Genomic DNA, 22,854 nt, shown 5'->3' with positions numbered 1-22,854 from the left:
CAGATCGTTGTCGTGCATCGCACTGCGAAACTCTCTCACGTAGTCGTTGACACCGCCAGTACGGGTGAAGAGTCGTACGAGGCTTATTGTGCCCGCATGAGAGATGAATTCTCTCCCACTGACTTGTTGTCCGCTGCCGCAAGACAGTCGACTGCACCCTCGTTGATGCGGCATTAGACCCATTGGGGGAATGGATCCACGCAGGTCCTGAGCATTCGGATTTACTTATCGCGTTTAGGTGCGTTGAAGACTACTCGCCGCGGACGATATACGGCGGGAGATGGGCTGACAAGCGCCACCACAAGCCCTGGGCGCGCAAGATCGATGGCATGATCCACGATATCGGCGGTAAGTACCGTGGAGCCTTGAGCAACCCGACCAAGGCGTTGAACTTGCCACCGGTTTGCATCCGGCTCTCCGAGGATGAATCAGCCATTGAGGGACTATTCTCATATTTTATTGACCCAGGACCCGAACTGACGGATGTGCGCTTGCATTTGGCTATCTTGGCGAGGCACCGGTCATGCGCTGCGCGAGGGGTGGGTGAAGAGGCCCTCGCGCAGTTTGAGGCCTTGGCGATGGAAGTGGCAACCGGTTATTCGGATCACGGACGTCTGTTCCTTACTGCTGAGGTTCATGAAATGAATGCCCCAGCGGTGAGAGCGTTGTCGGCGCATGAATGGGCGCATGAAGGGCAGATGAATGATCCCGCGTATGGAAAATGGATAAAGACAATCTCGTTTGCCGCTCCAGTACCGCTGGGCTGAAATCGACCTGCTTCACCAATTCAGTGTTTTCAGCCTCAGCCGGAGTTCTTTGCGGGCTGCACGAGTATCCACCACCTTCGGCTTGCCAGCCTCCAGGATCGCCTCGTAGTCCGCATGGGTGAACCTGTACTCCTTGCCCAATCTCGTGTGCGGATAAACGCCCGTCTTGGCCTTGCGTTGGACCGTCTTGACGTGCTGTTTGAGTAGGACCGCGAGCTCTTCCGCGGTGTAAATGGTGGTGGACTCACTCATGGTCGCTCCTGGGTAGTTTTCGGCAGTACTCGCCAGCTTGGGGCAGAACGGCGACGGGTGCCAGATTGCTACGTCGAGGTAAATCTTGGGTTGTGCGCTGGAACGCGCACAAAGCAGGAACAGCGTAGGAAGCCCCGGAAGCAATCGAGGAGTTATTACTTCCACCGTGCACAGAATCGGAAGTTGTTGAAGCCCTGCAAGAAATTCGATTGTTACGGCGCGTCCGCCCGGCCACCGCACGAAATAGCTCCCTCCGAGAGGCCACACGTGGCCATAGCATTGCAGAACAGTGATGGAACCAAAGGCACGCAGGAGTGGAGCCCTGTCCGCAGAAAGTCCGCAAGAAGCCCGCAAACGTGCGCCGGGGTCCAATCAGAGTCAACACAACATTCCCGTATCGGCGCGGATTCCAACACCTATCAACTGGCGCCAATCAGGGGTTAGAAGTTCGAGCTCTACTACGGCTGCTAGGCCCTAGTACGCACGACAGCGGGTCCGCCCGCTGATGAGCCCGCACCGTCTGCCGAAACTCCGGCGGATGGTGCGGGCTCTCCTTGTTAACCAAAGGCGATCAGGTCCTCGGAGGACAGCGAGTCGCCGTCGATCAGGCGGACGATGGCCTCCTCGGAAGCTGAGCCCATAATCGTTAGGGCCAGATCGCGGCGGGCAGTTACCGCATCCCATTCCCGCAGGGGCTCGCCGGGGCGGTGGTTTGAGGTTTCCCCGTAGAGCCCTGATCCGGAATCCCCCTCCGCAGAGGCGAGGAGCCCGTCCAGCCGGTTAAAACTCTCCGCCAGGCAGCTGCACGGCTCAGTTGCTGCGACGGCAGCGCGGGCTGCGGAGGAAGTAAAAACCCACACCCCGTCGAGCCGGCAGCGTCCTTTGGCCAGTCCGGTGAACCGAAGCACTTCAAGAGCCGGATGGCCGGAGCGGCCGCCGGCCTGGACGGTACGGACGATACGCGCGGCGTATTCACGACCAAGTGTTTCCGTGACTTCGTGAAACGATCCGAAAAACTCCAGCTCCCGCCCGGGGCCGGCGATTCGGTAGTTGTACAGCCCGCCGGTGCGCGCCACGAAGTCACGAACGACCAGTTCGCTCCCCTGCGGGCCCGTCCACTGCCTCAGCAGGGTCGGATCGGTATATGCGCGGAAGACCCGGTTGGCGGGTGCATCAAACTCCCTGTTGAAGGAGATGCCCTGCTCTCCCGGGACTGCGGTCACGGTGCACCTGTTCATCGTGAATCCCCCTCAGGGTGTCGCGGGAGGCAGCGGCTGCTTCTACTGCCGGGGCGGTCGGGCCGGCCCCGGCCGAGAACTAGGAACGGGGCCTAGCTGGTGTACGGGTCGGCAAACACGGCAACGAGGACCAGGAGCGACAGCAGCGTAAAAATGACGCCCAGAACCAAACCGATGATGCCGAACACCTTGTACATGGGCGCCCGGTCCCGCTGGTTTGAAAGCCCGATGGCGGAGAAGGAGCCGGCAGCAAGGCCGATAACAGTGCCGACGAACGGGATAAAAAACATGAGGAGGGAGACGAGCCCCAGAATAAACCCGGTCAGGGCGAGCGGGTTGGAACGCAGAGGGTTCTGCGGGTAGCCCGGATACCCCTGATACCCGGGGTATCCCGAATAGGCAGGATGCATACCCGCGTATCCCTGCTGATATCCCTGGTAACCCGCGGCTGGATCAGTGTATCCGGGGGACTGCTGCGGCGGGCTGCTTTGGAAGGTGGGGTACCCCTGTTCACGGCCGCCGGGATATCCCTGGCCGCCGGGGTATCCCTGGCCGTCGGGGTAGCCCGGGACCTCTTCGGTGCCGGTTCCGCCGGCGGGAGCTGCCGGAGCTTCGGATGATGCGGATTCTGCGGCTCCGGAGCGGCCGAAGGAGGCCGGGTCAACGGGGCTGAACGGGCCGGGCGGGACCGGGGAACCAGATGCAGCAGCGTCCGCTGCCGCTTCCCGTATCGCCTCCCCCGCCGTCGGCCCGCCATAACCGGGGGATGAAGCCGCTGCCAGCGGCATGGTGTAGGTGCTCCAATTCTGGCCGTCCCACCATTTCTGCTGGTCCGGGTTCGCGGGATCCTGGTACCAGCCCGGCAGTGGCAATGTCATGTGTTCTTCTCCTGGGACGACTGGCGGAGCCGGGACTTAAACGGCTCGTCATCCATACCGTAGCCGATTTCGGCTCCGGTTCCGGCCAGATCGAGCACCTGGACCGAAGGCTAGAAACGCAGGGCGGTCAGGGCACCACCTGGGTGCTTATCGATGTGTCGGGCTGCGAATTGTTCAGCATGTTAATTTCGGCAGCCGACACTCCGCCGGCAATAAGGACGCAGCCCGCGATAATTGCGGTGATCTGGGCCCGGGTGGAACGTTGGGTGCGTTGTCGGATGTTTGCAGCATGCTTCAGCATGGATGCCTCCAATGGTTGCTGTGGGATGCCCGGTGCGGCGGAACGCCGTCTTGTACCGGGGAATGCGGGAGTCCGGGGCGGCTGATTGCCGCGTGTCCGCTCCGGGGCGGGTGCCGCACAGTGAGATTTCGCTGCTGTGCCAACAAATCCCGGCCTTCATTAAGTCTAGGAGCCGCGGTTGCCCGGCTTCAACGTGGGTCTGATCACCCGGAGCACCGCGCCTTTGCGGTCCCCTGCGGCGCCCACCAGACAACGACGGCGCACAGACGACGACGGCGGCCGTCCCCCTCAGGGAACGGCCGCCGTCGTCGTGACACCGGTGCCGGTGCGGAAGTGGAAGCGGAGCTAGAGCACCTTGGCCAGGAAGTCCTGCAGCCGCGGCTGCTCGGGCCGGGAGAACAGTTCCTCCGGAGCGCCCTCCTCGACGATGTGGCCGTCGGCCATGAAGATCACGCGGTCGGCGACTTCACGGGCAAAGCCCATTTCGTGGGTCACCACCACCATGGTCATGCCGGCCTTGGCCAGGTCGCGGATAACCTGCAGCACTTCGCCGACCATTTCGGGGTCGAGGGCCGACGTGGCTTCGTCGAAGAGCATGATGTCCGGAGCCATCGCCAGCGCACGGGCAATGGCCACGCGCTGCTTCTGCCCGCCGGAAAGCTGTGCCGGACGGGCGTCGGCCTTGTCTGCCAGTCCCACCTGGTCCAGGAGCCGCAGGGCATTGGCTCGGACTTCGGCCTTGGAGCCCTTCTTCAGTTCCAGCGGCGCGAGCATGACGTTCTGCAGCACGGACATGTGCGGGAACAGGTTGAAGTGCTGGAAGACCATGCCGATGTTCTGGCGCACCTTGTTCAGGTCCACCTTCGGATCGGTGAGGCTGAAGCCGTTGACCTCCACCTCGCCGGCAGTGATGTCCTCGAGCTTGTTCAGGCAGCGCAGGAACGTGGACTTGCCGGAGCCGGAGGGGCCGATGACGCACACGACTTCACCCTCGGCGACGGTGACGTCCAGGCCCTTGAGGACCTCGTTGGTGCCGTAGGACTTGCGCAGTCCGCGCGTTTGGATCTTGCTCACTTGTTGAACCTCTTATCCAGGACGTCCGCCAGCTTGGTCAGCAGCGTGATGACGATGAAGTACAGGGCCGCAACGATCAGCAGCACCTCGGCGGTGCGGAAGTTCACGGCGTAGATCTGCTGGGCCTGGTAGGTGAGCTCGGCGAAGCCGATCACGGCCAGCAGCGAGGTGTCCTTCAGGGTGATCACAAACTGGTTGATGAATGACGGCGTCATGATCTTTACTGCCTGCGGAATGATGACCTTCTGCATGGTCTTGCCGTATCCCAGGCCCAGGCTGCGGGATGCTTCCATCTGGCCGGGATCCACGGACTGGATGCCGCCGCGGACAATTTCGGTCATGTAGGCGCCGGCGTTCAGCGACAGGGTCAGCACACCGGCGGTGAGCACGTCAACGGGCTGGCCGATGAGCTGCGGAAGGCCGAAGTAGAAGAAGAAGGCCTGCACCAGGACGGGCGTGCCGCGGAAGATTGCCACATAGGCGGTGGCGATTCCGCGCAGGATGACGTTGGAGCCCACCTTGAAGAAGCCGAAGATCACACCCAGAACCAGGGCAAAGACGAGCGACAGGGCCGTGGCCAGCAGGGTCAGGCCCATGCCCTTGGCGAACGCGGGCGCATTGTCCGTGACCAGCGACCAGAAGCTGGAGTCTTCGGCGCCGGCGTCCAGGTAGCGGTCGAGGATTTCGTCGTACTCGCCGCTGTCCTTGAGCTCGGCCAGGCCGGCGTTGAACGCGGCCAGCAGCTCGGGGTTGGTTCCCTTGTTGACGGCGAAGCCGTAGGAGGAGCCAACTTCCTTCTCCGTGACGGTCTTCAGGCCGTTGCCCGAGGCCACACCGTAGGCCAGCACCGGATAGTCGTCGAAGACTGCCACGGAACCGCCGGACTTGACGTCGTCGTACATCTGGGCGGACTGCGCAAAGGCGACCACGGTGAAGCCGTACTCGTCCTTGATGGATTCCGCGAACGTCTGGCCTTCGGTGCCGGTCTTGACCGCCACGCGCTTGCCGGCCAGGTCCTCGTAACCGGACACGTCATCGTTGGTCTCGGCGACGGCCATCTGGATGCCGGACTCAAAATACGGGTCCGAGAAATCGAACACCTTTTGGCGTTCCTCGGTGATGGACATGCCGGCGATGACGCCGTCCACCTGGTTGGACTGCAGCGACTGCAGCGCCGCGTCAAAGCCGAGGGAACGGATGTCAACGCTGAATCCCTCTTCCTCGGCAATCGCGTTAATCAGGTCCATGTCGATGCCCACGAGCTCGCCGTCCTGGCGGAATTCGAAGGGTGCAAAGGTGGTGTCGGTGCCGACGGCGAAGCTCTGGCCTTCGACGCCGCTGGGGGAATCTGCCGCAAAGGCCCCGGTTGCGGGGACGCCAAGGAGCAGTGCGATGGCCGCAGTCACCGCGATAAAGGGCGCGGCGAACCGAGCCCGGCCCCGGAGGGCCCGTTTGCCAGTGTGCAAGGTGAAAACGTCTCCTAGATGTTCCGGAACGGCACAAAAATGCCGATAATGCCTCATAGAGCCTACCCAGCGCGGAGCGCAGGAACTAACCGGGAGGCCTCCGGTCCGGAATCAGGAGGAGTTGTAGCCGTAGAACCAGCCCTCGAAGACGGCCCGGGACCGGCGGGTAATTCGCAGGTAATCCTCTTCCAAAACGCCGGCCTGGCCCGGTCCGTAGCCGCACCAGCGGGCCACCGCCTCAAGCTCCTGGCGTGAGGAAGGCAACACGTCGGGATTCCGTCCGCCGCGGATAACGTTGGCGGAGCGGATCCGGCTGGCCAGCAGCCAGGCTTCCCGCAGGATGGCCGTATCGGCGGCCGGCAGCAGCCCGGCCGCGGTTATGGCATCCAGTGCCGGAAGCGTGGCGGTGGTCCGAAGTTCCGGATGGGTGCCGGCATGTTCGAGCTGCAGCAGCTGCACCAGCCACTCGACGTCGCTGAGGCCGCCGCGGCCCAGCTTCAGCTGCCGGGAAGGATCCGCACCGCGGGGCAGGCGCTCATTTTCCACCCGTGCCTTGATGCGGCGGATTTCACGGATGTCCTGTTCGCTGACTCCGGCCGAGTACCGGATGGGATCAATCAGGTCCATGAAGTCTTCGGCCAGCTCGTCGCTGCCGGCCATCGGACGGGCGCGCAGCAGTGCCTGAGCTTCCCAGATCAGGGACCAGCGGCTGTAGTACTCGCCGTAGGATCCCAGGCTCCGCACCAGCGGACCGTTCCGCCCTTCCGGGCGCAGCCCCGCATCCAGGACCAGCACTTTTTCCGCCAGGATTGCCGGTGTGCACGGCTGCTGCAGCAGTGCGGACAGCTGGCTGACGATCCGCTCGGCCTGGGACTGCGCGGCCCCGGGATCGGCGCCGGGCAACGCGCGGTGGACGTAGAGGACGTCGGCGTCGGAGCCGTAGCCGATTTCCTGCCCGCCCTGCCGGCCCATGGCCACCACCAGCATGTCGGTGAGTTTCTCCTCGCCCGCCAGTACATCGGCCTCCGCAACGTGCAGCGCCCCCAGCACGGCGGCCCGGTCCGCGTCGGCAAGCGCCCGGCCCACCTCTTCCTGGGAGAGCAGGCCCGCACTGTCCGCAAGGGCTATCCGCAGCATCTCCCGGCGCCGGATCAGGCGGATCAGGCGCATGGCCCCCCGCGGATCGGGATGGCGGGACATTTTGGACCGGATTTCCTGCCACTGGGCTTCAAAGGACATCGGCACCAGGTCCTTGTCCGTGTCCAGCCAGGCCGTGGCCTCGGGTGAGACTTCGAGCAGGTCGGTGATGAACCGGCTGGAGGACAGGATTGAGCACAGCCGCTCCCCTGCCGCGGAGGAATCGCGCAGCATGCCCAGGTACCAGTGCGTCTCCCCCAGCGACTCGCTCAGGCGCCGGAAGCCCAGCAGTCCTGCATCGGGGTCCACGCCGTCGGCAAGCCAGCCCAGCAGCACCGGAAGCAGCTGCCGCTGCAGGGCGGCGCGGCGGCTGATGCCGGCCGTCAGTGCTTCGATGTGCCGCATGGCGCCCTTGGGGTCCGCATACCCGAGCGCCGCGAGACGAGCCTGTGCGGCCGCCGGGGAGAGCTTCACCTCGTCCACGCTGAGGTTGGAGGCGGTGTTCAGCAGCGGACGGTAGAAGATGCTCTCATGCAGCCGGCGGACCAGCCGCTTGGTGCGCTGCCAGGTGTCGGTGAGCCGCTCGGCGGTGGGGCGGCCGACGGCAAGGGACCCGCTGGACGCCTTGGCCAGGGCGCGCAGGGCCGGCTCGGTGTCCGGCATCAGGTGGGTGCGCCGCATATGCACCAGCTGGATGCGGTGTTCCAGGACCCGGAGGTAGCGGTAGGCGGTGTCGAGGTCGACGGCGTCGCTGCGCCCAATGTAGCCGCCCTCGCTGAGGGCGGCTATGGCCGACGTCGTGGAGCGCACGCGGAGCGTTTCATCGGTCCGGCCGTGCACGAGCTGCAGCAGCTGGACGGTGAATTCGACGTCGCGCAGGCCGCCGCTGCCCAGCTTCAGCTGACGCCCTTCTTCATGGCCGGGAATGTTGTCGGTGACCCGGCGGCGCATGGCCTGGACCGACTCCACGAAACCTTCGCGTTCGGTGCTGGACCAGATCAGCGGGGCCACCGCTTCTTCGTAGCGCCGGCCCAGGTCCGGATCCCCCGCCGCGGCGCGGGCCTTGAGCAGGGCCTGGAACTCCCAGGTGTGGGCCCAGCGCGTGTAGTAGTTCAAATGGGAGTCCAGGGTCCGCACCAGCGGACCGTCCTTGCCCTCGGGGCGCAGGTTTGTGTCCACCTCCCACAGCGCCGGTTCCGGAGCGGATGCATTAATGGCCCGGGAGATGCCGGCGGCGAGGGCCGTGCCGATCTTCCCTGCCGGGGTCTCGTCCAGACCCGGGGATTCCATCACGTAAATGACGTCGACGTCGGAAATGTAGTTCAGTTCCCGTGCCCCGCATTTGCCCATGGCAATAACGGCCAGGCGCACGCGGGAAATGTCTTCCGCCGGGTAGCTGGCAGCGAGTTCCGCGCGGGATACGGCCAGCGCCGCTTCCAGGGCCGCACCGGCGAGATCCGCGAGTTCGCGGCCGACGGCGGGCAGCACATCGGTGGGCGAGGCCGCCCCGAGATCGCGGACGGCGAGGTCCAGCAGATGCCGGCGATAGCGGGTGCGCAGCGCCACATAGGCTTCGGTGCCCGTGAGCCCGGCCACGGGGGCGTTCCCGGTGCCGGCTTTGACCGATTCCAGCAGCGACGCACGGAGGATGTCACCGGAAATCTCAGCCGGCTCGGCGCGCAGCGGCGACCGCAGGCTCTCGGCGGCTTCGGGGTGGCGCATCAGGAATTCCGCCAGTGCCTCTGAGGCGCCGAGCAGCCGGAACAGGGCTTCGCTCTCCTGCTCGCCGCCCTCCACCAGTTCCCGCAGTTCGGGAACCCGGTCCAGCAGGCGGACCAGCGACTGCAGGGCAAGATCCGGATCCGCGGCCTGCAGGAACCCGGTGAACAGGGCCGTCTCGTCCAGTCCGTCGAGTTCGGGAGCCTGCAGGAAGCGGCTGCTTTTTTCCAGGTCCGTGAACCCTGCGGCGATCAGCCTGCGGGTAAGACTCATCGGAGGTTCTCCATGTCGCTCATTCCTCCATGTCGTTTAGTCCTCCATAGCGCCCGCTGCCGCGGGTTGGCTAGAGAATGCCCAGGTTTTTCTTCAGCTCGAACTGCGTGACGTGCTGGCGGTATTCATTCCATTCGGCACGCTTGTTCCGCAGGAAGTTCTCGAAGACCTGCTCGCCGAGGATATCCGCCACCAGCTCGGACTCTTCCATGGCCCGGACTGCATCATGCAGCGAGGCGGGCAGCGGGTCCAGGCCCATGGCGCGGCGTTCGGCTGCCGAGAGGCTCTCGACGTCGTCCTCCGCCCCGGCGGGGAGGTCGTAACCCTCCTCGATGCCCTTCAGCCCGGCGCCGAGCAGGACGGCATAGGAGAGGTAGGGGTTGGCTGCGGAGTCGATGCCGCGGTACTCGATGCGCGCCGACTGACCCTTGCCCGGCTTGTACAGCGGCACGCGGACCAGCGCGGACCGGTTGTTGTGGCCCCAGGAGACGTAGCTGGGGGCCTCGCCGCCACCCCAGAGCCGCTTGTAGGAGTTGACGAACTGGTTGGTCACCGCGGTGAACTCCGGCGCATGGCGCAGCACGCCGGCGATGAACTGGCGGGCCGTCTTGGACAGCTGGAACTCGGCGCCGGCCTCGAAGAAGGCGTTGGTGTCGCCTTCAAACAGCGAAAGGTGCGTATGCATGCCGGAACCCGGGTGCTCGGAGAACGGCTTGGGCATGAAGGTTGCGTAGCAGTTGGTGGTCAGTGCCACTTCCTTGACCACGGTGCGGAACGTCATGATGTTGTCCGCCGTCTGCAGCGCATCCGCGTACCGCAGGTCGATTTCGTTCTGGCCCGGGCCGGCCTCGTGGTGGCTGAACTCCACCGAGATGCCCACGGCTTCGAGCATGGACACCGCGGTGCGGCGGAAGTCCTGGGCCACGCCGCCGGGAACGTGGTCGAAGTAGCCGGCCCGGTCCACCGGGACGGGCTCGCCGTCGGGGCCCAGCTCGTCGGACTTCAGCAGGTAGAACTCAATCTCGGGATGGGTGTAGCAGGTGAAGCCCATGTCAGCGGCCTTGGCCAGCTGGCGCTTGAGCACGTTGCGCGGATCCGCTGCGGAGGGCTGGCCGTCCGGGGTAAGGACGTCGCAGAACATGCGCGAGGTCTGCTCGGAATCTCCCCGCCACGGAAGGATCTGGAAAGTGGAGGGGTCCGGCTGGGCCAGCATGTCGGATTCAAAGACGCGGGCCAGGCCCTCGATCGAGGAGCCGTCAAAGCCCAGGCCCTCTTCGAAGGCGCCTTCAACCTCTGCCGGAGCCAGTGCCACGGACTTCAGGGTGCCGACAACATCGGTAAACCACAACCGCACAAACCGGACGTCTCGTTCTTCGATGGTGCGCAAAACGAATTCCTGCTGGCGGTTCATCCCTACCCTCTTCCTGGACGTTGGCACGGCTCCGGATCGTCCGGCGTCGTGCCTGTGGTTCTACCTGTCTTCACTCTACCTATCCGGCGCCCGTTTCCCGCCGCCGCGCTGCCGGTCCGGCTCCGCGTTACGCCCGCGGTCTGGCAACGGGTCCGGCAACGGCGGGCACCCGGGCTCCGGCGCCCAGCCGGGACCCGTTTAAGGCGGCTTGCGGCGGCGGGCACCCAGCCGCCGGCGGATTTAGTAGGCTCAGCGCATGAGTAATGCCGAACAGCCCGCCCCGTACGCCGGCAGCCCCGCCGATCCGGCAGCCGGTGCAGCCCCCGGCCCGGGTGCAGGACCGCGCCGTATCCGGATTCCGCACCTGCAGCAGCTCAAGGATTCCGGGCAGCATTTTGCCATGCTCACCGCTTATGACCAGTACACGGCATCGATCTTTGACGAAGCCGGCATTGAGGTGCTGCTGGTTGGGGATTCGGCGGCCAACAACGTGATGGGCCACGCCACCACCCTGCCGATCACCCTTGACGAGATGATTGTTTTTGCCCGGTCGGTGACGGCCGGCGCAAACCGCGCCCTGGTGGTCGCCGACCTGCCCTTCGGCTCCTACGAGGTCTCCCCCGCCCAAGCCGTTGAATCTTCCATCCGGCTGCTCAAGGAAGGGCTGGTCCATGCCGTGAAGATGGAGGGCGGGGCGCATTACGCACCGCATGTCCGGGCCCTGGCCGCCGCCGGCATCCCGGTGATGGCCCATGTGGGCTTTACCCCTCAAAGCGAGCACGCACTGGGCGGCTACCGTGTGCAGGGCCGGGGCGGCGCGGCGCAGGCAGTGCTCGACGACGCCGCCGCCCTGGCTGGAGCAGGAGCCTTCTGTGTGCTGATGGAAATGGTTCCCGCCGACGTCGCCGCGCAGGTGGATGCCGCCGTCGCCGTCCCCACCATTGGAATCGGCGCCGGGAACGCCACCACCGGGCAGGTGCTGGTCTGGCAGGACATGGCCGGGATGCGGGGAGGCACGCTGCCGAGGTTCGTCAAGCAGTTCGCCGATGTCCGCTCGGTCTTGTCTCAGGCGGCCCGGGAGTACGCCGCCGAAGTGCGCAGCGGCTCCTTCCCCGGCCCGGAGCACAGCTTCTGAACCAGGCCGGCACCATCAGGCCGGTAGGCTCACCGGGTGGAGAAGACGAGCAGTGAAAAGGTTGTCTGCTACGTGGTGGAACAGGAGCACCTCCTGGTGTTCACGCACCTTGATGTTCCGATGGACGTCACCGGAGTGCAGGTTCCCGCCGGCACCGTCCGCCCGGGCGAAGATCCCGCCGCGGCAGCAGTCCGTGAGGTGCGGGAGGAAACCGGGCTCGAGTCAGCGGTCGTGCGCCGGCTTGGAACCACGGCCTACGACTATTCCCCCGCCCGGTTCGAGATTGCCACCCGGCACTTTTTCCTGCTCACGGCACTGCAGCCGCCGGCGATGTCACGGCGGTGGGAAGCCGGTGAAAACGATCCCGAGCACGGCGGGCCGCAGCGCTGGGAGTGCCGCTGGATGCCGCTGACCCAGGCCCACGTGCTGGCCGGAGGTCTCGGTGCCATGGTGGGGTCCCTGTACAACTGATCCGCTACCAGTTGCGGTTTTCCTCGTCTTCCTTGTCCCAGGCTTCGTTGCGCTGCTGAACCTTCTGCAGGGCCATTTCCGCTTCCTCCTGAGTCGGATACGGACCCAGGAGTTTGGTCCAGTCGGACTGCGGGCCCTTCTCGACCTCGTGGGTGACGACATTGAACCAGTACTCAGCCATGGTGTGTTCTCCTCTTCAACGTGCTCCCGCACGAAAATCCCGTACGAACCCCGGTTGGGGAGCCCCGGTGCCGCGGCATAAGCCGTCCGGCGATAAGATCGATGGTATGCCCCACACTCTTGCCACCGCACCCCTCGGCCATCTCGCTCCGGGAGCAGTGAGCCCCCGCCTTCCGGTTCCGGCGTCGATCGCGCGTCCGGAATACGTCGGCAAGGAAGCTCCCGCCCCGTTCACCGGCTCCGAGGTCAAGTCCGCCGAGACCATCGAGAAGATCCGGGTGGCCAGCAAAATCGCCGCCCAAGCCATCGTGGAGGTCGGCAAGCACATTGCCCCGGGAGTCACCACGGACAAGCTGGACCGGGTGGGCCATGAATTCCTGCTGGACCACCATGCCTATCCGTCGACCCTGGGCTACCGGGGTTTCCCCAAATCGCTGTGCTCCTCGGTGAACGAGGTCATCTGCCACGGCATTCCGGACACCACGGTGCTTGAAGACGGCGACATCATCAACATCGACATCACCGCGTACATCAACGGCGTCCACGGTGACACGAACTGGACGTTCCTGGTGGGAAACGTGGACGAGGAGTCCCGTCTGCTGGTCGAACGTACGCAGGAATCCCTGCGCCGCGCCATCAAAGCGGTCATGCCGGGCCGGGAAATCAACGTTATTGGCCGCAGCATCGAGTCCTATGCCAAGCGCTTCGGCTACGGTGTTGTCCGTGACTTCACCGGCCACGGCGTGGGCGAAGCGTTCCACACGGGGGTGATCATCCCCCATTACGACGCCGCGCCGGCCTACAGCCGCCTTATCGAACCGGGAATGGTGTTTACCATTGAGCCTATGCTCACACTCGGCACCATCGAGTGGGACATGTGGGACGACAATTGGACCGTCCTCACCAAAGACCGCAAACGCACCGCCCAGTTTGAGCACACCCTGCTCGTCACGGACACCGGCGCCGAAGTTTTGACCCTCCCTTAGCAGCGTTCGCGCCGCCTAGACAGACCTACATCTGGAGAACCATGGCCAAGAAACACAAGAGTAAGCACGGCGACGCCAACGCGGTCATCGGCATTGATATCGGCGGCACCGGCATCAAGGGCGGCATTGTCGACCTGACCAAGGGCAAATTGATCGGCGAGCGGTTCCGCATCCCCACTCCGCAGCCCGCAACGCCTGAGGCGGTGGCCGGCGTGGTGGGCCAGATCGTCGCCGAGCTTTCCTCCCGCCCCGGAGGTCCCGGACCCGAAGTTCCCGTGGGCGTCACCTTCCCGGCCATCATCCAGCACGGCGTCGCGCGTTCGGCCGCCAACGTGGACGACAGCTGGATAGGCACCGACGTCGACACGCTGCTCACCAAGGCGCTCGGCCGGGACGTTCAGGTCATGAACGACGCCGACGCCGCGGGTCTGGCGGAAGCACGCTACGGCGCCGGGCGCGAGGTGGACGGCACCGTCCTGGTGATCACCCTCGGCACGGGAATCGGCTCGGCACTGATCTACAAGGGCATGCTCGTGCCGAACGCCGAGCTCGGGCATCTGGAAATCGACGGGTACGACGCCGAGAGCCGGGCCTCTGCCTCCGCCCGGGAACGCGATGACATCAGCTGGGAGGAATACGCCAAGCGGCTGCAGCGGTACTTCTCCCACGTGGAGTTCCTGTTCTCGCCGGACCTCTTTGTCGTTGGCGGCGGCATCTCCAAGCGCAGCGAGGACTTCCTGCCGCTGCTGGACCTGCGCACGCCGCTGGTCACGGCCAACCTCAAGAACAATGCCGGCATTGTGGGCGCGGCACTCCAGGCGGCCATGCACTTCAAGTACATCAGCTAGGCCTTCCGCCGGAGGGCGGACAAAACAAAGGCGGCGGCAGGGAAACCTGCCGCCGCCTTGCTGTGTTGTAAAGAGGCTGTGTTGCAAAGAGGCTGCGTTGCTACAAAGGCGTTGCGGTCAAAGGCGCTGCGCCCAAGGCCTCCGCTGCCGGGGCGGGCCCCACAGCAGCGCCCCCGGCGGGGTGTCCCCGGTCAGCGGGTTGTGAGCGGCCGCCGGGCATCCGCCGGACCGGCACCGGCAGGCCGGGGTTCTCCGCGCAGTTCTGCGATGGCTGCTTCGAAATCTTCAAGTGACTCGAAGGCCTGGTAAACGCTTGCGAACCGCAGGTACGCGACCTGGTCCAGCTTCTGCAGCGGTTTCAGGATCGCCAGGCCCACCTCGTGGGCGTCAATTTCAGCCACTCCGCTGGCTCGGATGGACTCCTCGACCTCCTGCGCCAGCATGGCCAGGTCATCTTCACTGACGGGGCGTCCCTGGCAGGCCTTGCGCACGCCGTTGATGACCTTGCCGCGGCTAAACGGCTCCCCCACGCCGGAACGCTTGATAACGCTCAGGCTGGTGGTTTCCACCGTGCTGAACCTGCGGCCGCATTCGGGGCACTGGCGGCGGCGGCGGATGGCGGATCCGTCGTCGGCCAAGCGGCTGTCGACGACGCGGGAATCAGCGTTGCGGCAGAACGGACAGTACATCCGGTGTCCTTTCGCTGGAGGTCGGTTGCCCGGGGGCGTCCAAAGCCTGCTGCAGGTACATCAGGCCGGGCACAGCAGATGCTGCGCTGCGCACTCATTCTAGGGCCGCAGTACCGACATCACCAACTGCCCGTCACCATATGTAGTAGAGGCACCTACTACATATGGTGGTCCAACCGCGGGAGGTCCCGGCCGTGACGGCAGTCAGCTCAGGACTCGAACCGGACTGACACCGCATCACCGTGCGCCGGGAGATCCTCGGCGCGGGACAGGGCGACAACGTGGGTACTGACTTCCTGCAGGGCAGCACGGTCGTAGTTGATGACCTGGATGGCATGCATGAACGTCGTCACGTTCAGCCCGGAGGAGAAGGCCGCTGTGCCCGCAGTGGGCAGCACGTGGTTGGAGCCGGAGCAGTAGTCGCCCAGGCTGACCGGACTGTAGCTGCCGACGAAGATGGCTCCGGCGCTGGTGATGCGGGCCGCGACGTCGGGGGCGGCTGCGGTCTGAATCTCCAGGTGCTCGGCCCCGTAGGCGTTGCAGACGGCGATTCCCTGTTCCAGGTCATCCACCAGGATGGTTCCGGACTGGGGTCCGGAGAGTGCGGTTTCAACCCGTGTACTGTGCCGGGTGTCCGGAACCTGCCGGCCGAGTTCGCTCCGGACGCGTTCGGCCAGTTCCTCAGAGTCGGTGACGAGGACGGACGCGGCATTGGGGTCATGCTCGGCCTGGCTGATCAGGTCGGCGGCGACAAGCCGGGGGTCGGCTTCGCCGTCGGCCAGGATGGCAATCTCGGTGGGGCCGGCTTCCGCATCGATCCCCACTACCCCCTTGACCAGCCGCTTGGCGGTCGCCACGTAGACGTTCCCGGGCCCGGTGACCACGTCCACCGGAGCCAGTTCCGGGTTGGTTCCGTCCGCTGCAATGCCGTAGGCGAAGGCCGCAATGGCCTGGGCGCCGCCCATCGCGTATACCTCTTCGATACCGAGCAGCTCTGCGGCAGCCAGGATGGTCGGGTGGGGCAGCCCGCCGAATTCGCGCTGCGGCGGCGACGCCAGAGCGAGCGACCGGACACCGGCTGCCTGGGCCGGCACCACGTTCATCACGACGGATGACGGATATACGGCGAGTCCGCCCGGGACGTACAGACCTACCCGGCCCACCGGAAGCCAGTTTTGCGAGACGTTGGCTCCCGGTCCAATCTGCAGATCGGTGTTCTGCGGACGCTGGGCCTCGGCAAAGAGCCGGGCCCGGCGGATCGACTCCTCAAGGGCCTCCCGGACAGCCGGATCAAGCTGCGCCAGCGCCTCGCGCAGGGCTGACCTGGGGACCAGCGGGTGGTGCTGTTCCACGGCGTCGAAGCGGGAAGCCAGCTCGCTCAGGGCGGCATAGCCGCGGCTGCGGACATCGGCAATGATGGCGGCGACGGCGTCGGAGGCCACATCGGTGGTGGTTTCAGCGCGCGGCATGGCGTGCTTCAAGCCGGCCGGGCTCAGATGCTGCCCGCGCAGGTCAATGGTGCGGAAGGATTCAAAGGCGGGAACAGAGCTTGAAGAAGTCACGCTTTCCAGTCTACCCACGAGCCGGTCCCGGAACGGCGGGCGGGCAGCTGCGTTACGCCCGGGGCGCGGTGAGGTTCTGCCAGGTGATGGCGACGAGGTTCAGCTGCGGGGGACGGCTGCCGCCGCCGGCGATCTGCTCGTTGAGGCGTCCGTCGTAAACAGCGAGCAACAACCGCGCCAGTTCCGATGCATCAACCGTGAAATCGGCATTTTGTGCATCGGCAACCCGAACCAGTGCAGCGGTGACAGCCTCGGCCAGCACCTTGCGCTGCTCGGCGACAACGGTGCGCACGCGCTCGGACCTCCGGGCAGCCAGCAGCAGTTCGAGCCTGACCGAGTGCCATACCGTGTCGGAGGTAAAGTCCGCCATCCCCTCGAGGACGCGCTCGACGACGGCGGTCGGTTCCAGTCCGCCGGGACGCAGCCACTGGTCCAGCTGGCCGTTCAGCCGCTCCGCGAGCTGCCCGATGTGGTCCTCGTACATGGCCAGCGCAAGATCGGTCTTGGTGGCGAAGTTGCTGTAGAAGGCGCCGCGCGTGAAACCGGCCGCTGCGCACAGCTCTTCCACGCTGGCTCCCTCGATCCCTTTCTCCGCAAAAACGTCCGCCGATGTTGACAGCAGGCGGTGGCGGGTGGCAATCCGGGACCTCTTCGCAGGCTCGGCGTCGGCGTCCATGGCAATCCTCTTTCCGGCACGGTGCATGCTCACACGATACATGGGTGTATCGTCGAAGGAAATCAATACACCAGTGTATCCAAGTTGCTTGAAAAGGATCTGCCCCCATGTCCATGTCCACCCCAGTTCGCTCACGCCACGCGGCCCGCCCGGCACCGCGGCGGCCCCGCTCCCCTTTCCGAGCGCCGAAGTTCTGGCTGCTTCCCATGATCGTGGTCATCGTGCTGGCAGCGGTGGGCACAGCCCTGTACATGGGCGGGCTGGCCAATCCGACGGGACATTTGAAGGACTTCCCGGTGGCAGTGGTCAATGAGGATTCCGGCACTGAGGAAACCGCCGAGGGCGCACCGGCCCAGAATCTGGGCCAGGAGATCGTGACGGGCTTTGCGGACCGCGCCGCGGAGGGAGAGGAACTAGATCTGCGGGTTCTGTCCTGGACGGATGCCCAAAAGCAGCTGGACAACGGAGAGGTATACGCGGCCGTTGTCATTCCCGAATCCTTCTCGTCCGACGCCGCGGGGCTGGTGGCCGGTTCGCTGACCCGCGAAGGGGCCTCCCGGCCCTCGGTCACTGTATACACCGACCCCAAGGCCGGCGCGCTGGCGGCACGGCTGGCCACCGGCGTCGTCGAACCCGGGCTGAAGCAGGCCAGTACCTCCCTGGGCGAGCAGCTGAGCAGCGCGGCACTGGATGCTGAGGCCCAGGCTCGCGACGCCGTGGAGCAGCAGCTGACGGCGTCCCAGAACGAGCAGGCCCGCAGGACGCAGGAAGCGGCGGCCCAGGCAGGCCCGGCAACGGAGGCGTTTGCCCGGCAACTCGCCCAGCAGCAGGCCGGGACCCCCGCACAGCTCGCCGAGCAGCTGGCGCCCGCCGTCAGCGCCTCCTCGGCCGTCCTGCTGCAGGACCCCATCAACATCGCCTCCGCCACGTACCACGAGGTGGAAGACGGCACGGCCCTGGGCATGGGTTCCTTCTACTACGCAATCCTGCTCCTCGTCCTGGGCCTCACCGGTTCCATCGGCGTCAACGTGCTGGTGGACGGCAGGCTGGGCATCACGCCCCTGGAAATGGGACCGGCGTTTCTGGAAACGCGGCGGACCACTCTCTCCCGCTGGAAGACCCTGTTGCTGAAGTGGGGAATTTTTGTCACCGCGGCGGCCCCGGCATCCGGGGTAGTCATGTGGGTGGCCGCGGCCGCGGGAGTTCCCCTGCCCAACGGCGGAACCCTGTTCCTGATCAGCTGGCTGGCGATGTCTGCGGTGTCGGCCGCCGTTTTCGCCCTGCTGACCGTCTTCGGCAATGCCGGGCTGCTGGTTTCGATGATCTACTTGGTGCTCATGGGCCTGCCCTCGTCCGGAGCCGTGGTGCCGGTGGAGGCTCTGCCGGGCTTCTTCCGGGCCATCGCGCCCTGGGAGCCGCTGCACCACATTGCCAATGCCGTCCGCAGCGTTCTCTACTTCGGATCCGGTACTGAAACCGGGCTGGGCGCCGATGTTCTGTCGCTGGTCCTGATCCTGGCGGTCTCGCTGGTTCTCGGCTTCCTGTGCAGCGCCGGATACGACCGGGCGTTTGGCCGGCGCGGGGCCAAGGCCGCCGGTCAGGCTGCGGTCTAGGCTTCCGAATCACCGCCCGCAGGCTTCCGGAGTCCGGCACCGGGATGCCGTGGTGGGAGCCGTCATCGGGCTTCCGGCTAGAAGAGGCTCCCTCATTGGGCGTCCTGCCCTGGCTGCGGGCTTTTCACCTCCCGGCCCTAAAGCGGACAGAGACAGGGACGGGCCGATGCCCTGTCTTGAACGGGTCTCTGCGGCGGGGTCTTTGCCCTGGTCTTGGGCGGGTCTTTCCCCGGCACATTAACGCCCGTAGGGTCGGAGGATGGCGGCCTCATCACTGGACATTCTGCCTCCGGTCGGAGCACCGGCAGCGCGCAGCCTGCGCGACGCCGGATATTCGTCGCTGCGGGAGTTGGCGGACGCGGACCGCGCAGAGCTGTCCCGGCTGCACGGCGTCGGCCCCAAAGCGCTGCGCCTTATCGAAGAGGCCCTGAAGGAACACGGACTGGCGCTGCGGTAGGCGCATTTCCGGTGGGCCCGAAAGCCGGGGAAGCCGCGGCCTGCCCGTCACAGGGCAGGCCCGGCTCCCCCAGGCCCCGGTCACCAAGCCCCGTCAAGGCTCAGGCGTCGAGGCTCAGGCGTCGAGACAGGCCGGGCCCAGCAGCACCTTCAGGTCCCCGAACAACGACGGCGTGGGGTTCACGCGCAGGTCAACGCCCAGCTTCATGACCTCCACGCTGCGCGATCCGTTGAGCCGGATCTGGACCTCGGACGTGCCCGGGTGGGTGCGGAGCACATCCCCGAGCTGGGTCACCACGGTTTCCGTCGCCTTGTAGGTGGCCATGGAAATCACCACGGGGCCGGAGTGGCCCTCGCTGAGGTCCGGCACCGTCAGTTCCTGCGCGTTCAGGGTGACCGCGCCGTCGTCGCGGCGCTGCAGCCGCCCGCGGACCACCACAATCAGGTCCTCCGCCAGCACCGCTGCGATCGGCCCGTACACCTGCCCGAAGAACATGACCTCCATGGAGCCGGCCAGGTCCTCGATTTCACAGCGCGCATAGGCGTTGCCGCTGTTCTTGGCGATCCGGCGCTGCAGCGAGGTGATCATGCCGGCAATAGTGACAATGGCGCCGTCGGCCGGGCCTTCCTCGCCCACAATGTTCGTGATGGAGGAATCCGCGTGCTGGCTCAGGATCCCCTCGAGCCCCTGCAGCGGATGATCCGAGACGTAGAGGCCCAGCATGTCGCGTTCAAACGACAGTTTGTCCTTCTTTTCCCACTCCGGCAGGTCCGGGATCTCGATGCTGATCGAGTCCTCGGGTTCCTGGTCGGTGATGGCGGCAAAGAGGTCAAACTGGCCCACCGCCTCGTTGCGCTTGAGCACGACGACGGAATCGATCGCCTCTTCGTGGATCATGGCCAGCGGCCGGCGGGCATGGCCCATCGAGTCGAACGCGCCGGCTTTGATCAGCGATTCAATGGTGCGCTTGTTGCACACCACGGCAGGGACCTTCATCAGGAAGTCCTTGAAATTGGTGAACGCACCCTTTTCCTCGCGGGCGGCCACCATGGACTGCACCACATTGGCGCCAACGTTGCGGATTGCACCCATGCCGAAGCGGATGTCGTTGCCCACCGGGGTGAAGTTCACGCTGGATTCATTCACGTCCGGCGGCAGCACCGTGATGCCCATCTTGCGGCATTCGTTCAGGTACATGGCCAGCTTGTCCTTGTCGTCACCCACCGAGGTGAGCAGCGCCGCCATGTATTCCGCCGGGTACTGCGCCTTCAGGTAGGCGGTCCAGTAGGACACCACCCCGTACGCGGCCGAGTGGGCCTTGTTGAAGGCGTAGTCGGAGAACGGGAGCAGGATGTCCCAGAGGGCCTTGATGGCTGCCTCGGAGTAGCCGCGGTCGATCATGCCCTGGTGGAAGCCGGCGTACTGCTTGTCCAGCTCGGACTTCTTCTTCTTACCCATGGCGCGGCGGAGAATATCTGCCTGGCCGAGGCTGAAGCCGGCAACCTTCTGGGCAATGGCCATCACCTGCTCCTGATAAACGATCAGGCCGTAGGTGGTGCCGAGGATTTCCGCCAGCGGCTCCTCGAGCTCGGGGTGGATCGGAGTGATCTCCTGCTGCCCGGTCTTACGCAGCGCGTAGTTGGTGTGCGAGTTCGCACCCATCGGACCGGGACGGTACAGCGCGATGACGGCGGAAATGTCTTCGAAGTTGTCCGGGCGCATGCTCTTGAGCAGCGACCGCATGGGTCCGCCGTCGAGCTGGAACACGCCCAGCGTGTCACCGCTGGCCAGCAGGTCGTAGGCGGGCTTCAGGTCCAGCGGCAGGTCCTCGAGGACCAGGTCCTCCCCGCGGTTGTTCTTGATGTTCTCTACGGCATCGGAAACGATCGTCAGGTTCCGCAGGCCGAGGAAGTCCATCTTGATCAGCCCCAGGCCTTCGCAGGTGGGGTAGTCGAACTGCGTGATGACCTGCCCGTCCTGGTCGCGGCGCATGATCGGGATGATGTCGATCAGCGGATCCGAGGACATGATGACGCCGGCGGCGTGCACGCCCCACTGGCGCTTGAGGCCCTCGAGGCCGAGCGCGGTGTCGAACACGCGCTGGGAATCGGGGTCCGTGCGCAGCAGTTCGCGCAGTTCCTCGGCCTCGCCGTACCGCTTGGCTTCCTTGTTGTGGACATCGGCCAGGGACAGGCCCTTGCCCATGACGTCCGGCGGCATGGCCTTGGTCAGGCGCTCCCCCACCGAGAACGGGTACCCCATCACGCGGGAGGAGTCCTTCAGGGCCTGCTTGGCCTTGATGGTGCCGTAGGTGACGATCATGGCCACGCGCTCGTCGCCGTACTTCTCGGTGACGTAGTGGATCACCTCGGAACGGCGCCGATCATCGAAGTCGACGTCGAAGTCAGGCATGGAGACGCGGTCAGGGTTCAGGAACCGCTCGAAGATCAGGCCGTGCTGCAGCGGGTCCAGGTCGGTGATGCCCATGGCGTAAGCAGCCATGGAACCGGCACCGGAGCCCCGGCCGGGGCCGACACGGATGCCGTTCTTCTTGGCCCAGTTGATGAAGTCCGCCACCACCAGGAAGTATCCCGGGAAGCCCATCTGCGCGATGATGCCCACTTCGTAGTCGGCGCGCTTGCGGACGGCGTCGGTGATGCCGTTCGGGTAGCGCCGGTGCAGTCCCGCTTCGACTTCCTTGACGAACCAGGACTCCTCGTTCTCCCCTTCGGGAGTGGGGAACCGCGGCATGTAGTTGGCGTTGGTGTTGAACTCGACGTCGCAGCGCTCGGCGATGAGCAGCGTGTTGTCGCAGGCCTCGGGATAGTCGCGGAAGATGGCGCGCATTTCGGCCGGGGACTTCAGGTAGAACTCGTCGGCGTCGAACTTGAAGCGCTTCGGGTCTGCCAGCGAGGACCCGGACTGCACGCAGAGCAGGGCGGCGTGCGCGGAGGCATCTTCGGCGTGGGTGTAGTGCAGGTCGTTGGTGGCCACCAGCGGCAGGTTCAGTTCCCGAGCCAGCTTGAACAGGTCTGCCTGCACGTTGCGCTCGATGTCCAGGCCGTGGTCCATGACCTCGCAGAAGAAGTTCTCGGCGCCGAAGATGTCGCGAAAGTCGGAAGCGGCCTGCACGGCTTCGCGGTACTGGCCCAGACGCAGCTTGGTCTGCACCTCGCCCGACGGGCAGCCGGTGGTCGCAATGAGGCCCTTGCCGTAGGTCTGCAGCAGGTCGCGGTCCATGCGGGGCTTGTAGAGGAAGCCCTCCAGCGAGGCCAGGGAGGACATCCGGAAGAGATTGTGCATGCCCTCTGTGGTTTCGGCCCACATGGTCATGTGCGTGTAGGCACCGGCACCGGAAACGTCGTTCCGCCCGCCGTCGCCCCACTTCACGCGGGTCTTGTCCGCCCGGGCGGTGCCGGGCGTCAGGTACGCCTCGACGCCGATGATCGGCTTGATGCCGGCATTGCGGGCCTTGTTCCAAAAGTCGAAGGCTCCGAACACGAACCCGTGGTCGGTGGTCGCCACGGCGTTCATGCCGAGCTCATCGGCGTGGCTGAAGAGGTCCGTCAGGCGGGCCGCACCGTCCAGCATGGAGTACTCGGTGTGGTTGTGAAGATGGACAAACGATTTCGAAGAACTAGTTGCTGAAGCCACCGAACCATTCTAGGCCCGGCCGCCGCCGGCTTCGGACGGCGCGCCGCACTCAGACCGCCGCCGGCAC

Annotated in this window: 19 protein-coding genes; 7 read left to right on the top strand and 12 right to left on the bottom strand. The window is 65.5% G+C overall.

The annotated features are described in order from the left end of the window. The first annotated feature begins 329 nt into the window (after nt 1–329). Nucleotides 330–767: a hypothetical protein gene (locus WKB88_RS00570; RefSeq protein ID WP_341392599.1), complete on the top strand. Its 438-nt coding sequence runs from the start codon at nt 330–332 to the stop codon at nt 765–767. A 12-nt stretch (nt 768–779) separates the two neighbouring features. Here the strand turns inward: WKB88_RS00570 and WKB88_RS00565 are convergent, their stop codons facing one another. The 7 genes from WKB88_RS00565 to glnA all read right to left on the bottom strand — a co-directional run bounded on the left by WKB88_RS00565 (nt 780) and on the right by glnA (nt 10,516). Beyond that, on the bottom strand, nt 780–1,019 hold the full coding sequence (locus tag WKB88_RS00565) for a helix-turn-helix domain-containing protein (RefSeq protein WP_341392598.1): 240 nt from the start codon (nt 1,017–1,019) through the stop codon (nt 780–782). A 557-nt stretch (nt 1,020–1,576) separates the two neighbouring features. After that, nucleotides 1,577–2,242 carry an SRPBCC domain-containing protein gene (locus WKB88_RS00560; protein WP_341392597.1) on the bottom strand — a complete coding sequence of 222 codons (666 nt, stop codon included), beginning with the start codon at nt 2,240–2,242 and terminating at the stop codon, nt 1,577–1,579. 107 nt (nt 2,243–2,349) lie between these two features. Continuing rightward, nucleotides 2,350–3,135, bottom strand: a complete 786-nt coding sequence (locus WKB88_RS00555) for a DUF2510 domain-containing protein (protein ID WP_341392596.1) — start codon at nt 3,133–3,135, stop codon at nt 2,350–2,352. A 646-nt stretch (nt 3,136–3,781) separates the two neighbouring features. After that, on the bottom strand, nt 3,782–4,510 hold the full coding sequence (locus WKB88_RS00550) for an amino acid ABC transporter ATP-binding protein (protein WP_341392595.1): 729 nt from the start codon (nt 4,508–4,510) through the stop codon (nt 3,782–3,784). Beyond that, entirely contained in the window at nt 4,507–5,916 is a 1,410-nt protein-coding gene (locus tag WKB88_RS00545) for an amino acid ABC transporter substrate-binding protein/permease (RefSeq protein WP_341392594.1), read from the bottom strand. The genes WKB88_RS00550 and WKB88_RS00545 overlap by 4 nt, the downstream gene beginning before the upstream one ends. 171 nt (nt 5,917–6,087) lie before the next feature. Further along, nucleotides 6,088–9,105, bottom strand: a complete 3,018-nt coding sequence (locus tag WKB88_RS00540) for a bifunctional [glutamine synthetase] adenylyltransferase/[glutamine synthetase]-adenylyl-L-tyrosine phosphorylase (RefSeq protein ID WP_341392593.1) — start codon at nt 9,103–9,105, stop codon at nt 6,088–6,090. A 70-nt stretch (nt 9,106–9,175) separates the two neighbouring features. Continuing rightward, complete coding sequence (gene glnA / locus WKB88_RS00535; RefSeq protein ID WP_341392592.1) at nt 9,176–10,516, bottom strand: type I glutamate--ammonia ligase; 1,341 nt, start codon at nt 10,514–10,516, stop codon at nt 9,176–9,178. A gap of 256 nt (nt 10,517–10,772) precedes the next feature. Between glnA and panB the strand changes: the two genes are divergently transcribed. Further along, complete coding sequence (gene panB, locus WKB88_RS00530; RefSeq protein WP_341392591.1) at nt 10,773–11,651, top strand: 3-methyl-2-oxobutanoate hydroxymethyltransferase; 879 nt, start codon at nt 10,773–10,775, stop codon at nt 11,649–11,651. 36 nt (nt 11,652–11,687) lie between these two features. Continuing rightward, nucleotides 11,688–12,122, top strand: a complete 435-nt coding sequence (locus tag WKB88_RS00525; protein ID WP_341392590.1) for an NUDIX hydrolase — start codon at nt 11,688–11,690, stop codon at nt 12,120–12,122. Between the two features lie 4 nt (nt 12,123–12,126). Here WKB88_RS00525 and WKB88_RS00520 read toward each other — a convergent pair whose 3' ends face one another. Beyond that, nucleotides 12,127–12,303 (bottom strand): SPOR domain-containing protein, encoded by a 177-nt coding sequence (locus tag WKB88_RS00520; RefSeq protein WP_341392589.1) that lies wholly within the window; start codon nt 12,301–12,303, stop codon nt 12,127–12,129. 106 nt (nt 12,304–12,409) lie between these two features. Here WKB88_RS00520 and map point away from each other — a divergent pair, with 106 nt between their 5' ends. Both map and ppgK read left to right on the top strand, forming a co-directional pair. Next, complete coding sequence (gene map / locus WKB88_RS00515; RefSeq protein ID WP_341392588.1) at nt 12,410–13,288, top strand: type I methionyl aminopeptidase; 879 nt, start codon at nt 12,410–12,412, stop codon at nt 13,286–13,288. A 41-nt stretch (nt 13,289–13,329) separates the two neighbouring features. Continuing rightward, nucleotides 13,330–14,136, top strand: coding sequence for a polyphosphate--glucose phosphotransferase (ppgK, locus tag WKB88_RS00510; RefSeq protein WP_341392587.1), 807 nt, complete (start codon nt 13,330–13,332; stop codon nt 14,134–14,136). A gap of 191 nt (nt 14,137–14,327) precedes the next feature. Here ppgK and nrdR read toward each other — a convergent pair whose 3' ends face one another. The 3 genes from nrdR to WKB88_RS00495 all read right to left on the bottom strand — a co-directional run bounded on the left by nrdR (nt 14,328) and on the right by WKB88_RS00495 (nt 17,105). After that, nucleotides 14,328–14,825, bottom strand: coding sequence for a transcriptional regulator NrdR (gene nrdR / locus WKB88_RS00505; RefSeq protein WP_341392586.1), 498 nt, complete (start codon nt 14,823–14,825; stop codon nt 14,328–14,330). 209 nt (nt 14,826–15,034) lie between these two features. After that, nucleotides 15,035–16,387 carry a histidinol dehydrogenase gene (gene hisD / locus WKB88_RS00500; RefSeq protein WP_341392585.1) on the bottom strand — a complete coding sequence of 451 codons (1,353 nt, stop codon included), beginning with the start codon at nt 16,385–16,387 and terminating at the stop codon, nt 15,035–15,037. 52 nt (nt 16,388–16,439) lie between these two features. Further along, on the bottom strand, nt 16,440–17,105 hold the full coding sequence (locus tag WKB88_RS00495; protein WP_341392584.1) for a TetR/AcrR family transcriptional regulator: 666 nt from the start codon (nt 17,103–17,105) through the stop codon (nt 16,440–16,442). Between the two features lie 65 nt (nt 17,106–17,170). On the opposite strand from WKB88_RS00495, the gene WKB88_RS00490 reads away from it, so the two are divergent. Both WKB88_RS00490 and WKB88_RS00485 read left to right on the top strand, forming a co-directional pair. Beyond that, the gene (locus tag WKB88_RS00490) at nt 17,171–18,676 is read left to right on the top strand and encodes a YhgE/Pip domain-containing protein (RefSeq protein ID WP_341392583.1); all 1,506 of its coding nucleotides are present in this window, start codon (nt 17,171–17,173) and stop codon (nt 18,674–18,676) included. Nucleotides 18,677–18,935: 259 nt separating this feature from the next. Further along, on the top strand, nt 18,936–19,133 hold the full coding sequence (locus tag WKB88_RS00485) for a helix-hairpin-helix domain-containing protein (RefSeq protein ID WP_341392582.1): 198 nt from the start codon (nt 18,936–18,938) through the stop codon (nt 19,131–19,133). Nucleotides 19,134–19,247: 114 nt separating this feature from the next. Here WKB88_RS00485 and dnaE read toward each other — a convergent pair whose 3' ends face one another. After that, nucleotides 19,248–22,787 carry a DNA polymerase III subunit alpha gene (dnaE, locus tag WKB88_RS00480; protein ID WP_341392581.1) on the bottom strand — a complete coding sequence of 1,180 codons (3,540 nt, stop codon included), beginning with the start codon at nt 22,785–22,787 and terminating at the stop codon, nt 19,248–19,250. Between the last annotated feature and the right edge of the window lie 67 nt (nt 22,788–22,854).

Source organism: Arthrobacter sp. G119Y2, from assembly GCF_038069765.1.
In the GTDB taxonomy this organism is placed as follows: Bacteria; Actinomycetota; Actinomycetes; order Actinomycetales; family Micrococcaceae; genus Arthrobacter_B.
This window is presented reverse-complemented; position numbering and strand designations above follow the sequence as displayed.

What these genes read in the sequence shown, in the direction of transcription:
- WKB88_RS00570 (WP_341392599.1), top strand. Translation starts at nt 330, where the DNA reads ATGATCCACGATATCGGCGGTAAGTACCGTGGAGCCTTGAGCAACCCG.
- WKB88_RS00565 (WP_341392598.1), bottom strand. Translation starts at nt 1,019, where the DNA reads ATGAGTGAGTCCACCACCATTTACACCGCGGAAGAGCTCGCGGTCCTA.
- WKB88_RS00555 (WP_341392596.1), bottom strand. Translation starts at nt 3,135, where the DNA reads ATGACATTGCCACTGCCGGGCTGGTACCAGGATCCCGCGAACCCGGAC.
- WKB88_RS00540 (WP_341392593.1), bottom strand. Translation starts at nt 9,105, where the DNA reads ATGAGTCTTACCCGCAGGCTGATCGCCGCAGGGTTCACGGACCTGGAA.
- glnA (WP_341392592.1), bottom strand. Translation starts at nt 10,516, where the DNA reads ATGAACCGCCAGCAGGAATTCGTTTTGCGCACCATCGAAGAACGAGAC.
- panB (WP_341392591.1), top strand. Translation starts at nt 10,773, where the DNA reads ATGAGTAATGCCGAACAGCCCGCCCCGTACGCCGGCAGCCCCGCCGAT.
- WKB88_RS00520 (WP_341392589.1), bottom strand. Translation starts at nt 12,303, where the DNA reads ATGGCTGAGTACTGGTTCAATGTCGTCACCCACGAGGTCGAGAAGGGC.
- map (WP_341392588.1), top strand. Translation starts at nt 12,410, where the DNA reads ATGCCCCACACTCTTGCCACCGCACCCCTCGGCCATCTCGCTCCGGGA.
- ppgK (WP_341392587.1), top strand. Translation starts at nt 13,330, where the DNA reads ATGGCCAAGAAACACAAGAGTAAGCACGGCGACGCCAACGCGGTCATC.
- nrdR (WP_341392586.1), bottom strand. Translation starts at nt 14,825, where the DNA reads ATGTACTGTCCGTTCTGCCGCAACGCTGATTCCCGCGTCGTCGACAGC.
- WKB88_RS00495 (WP_341392584.1), bottom strand. Translation starts at nt 17,105, where the DNA reads ATGTATCGTGTGAGCATGCACCGTGCCGGAAAGAGGATTGCCATGGAC.
- WKB88_RS00490 (WP_341392583.1), top strand. Translation starts at nt 17,171, where the DNA reads ATGTCCATGTCCACCCCAGTTCGCTCACGCCACGCGGCCCGCCCGGCA.
- WKB88_RS00485 (WP_341392582.1), top strand. Translation starts at nt 18,936, where the DNA reads ATGGCGGCCTCATCACTGGACATTCTGCCTCCGGTCGGAGCACCGGCA.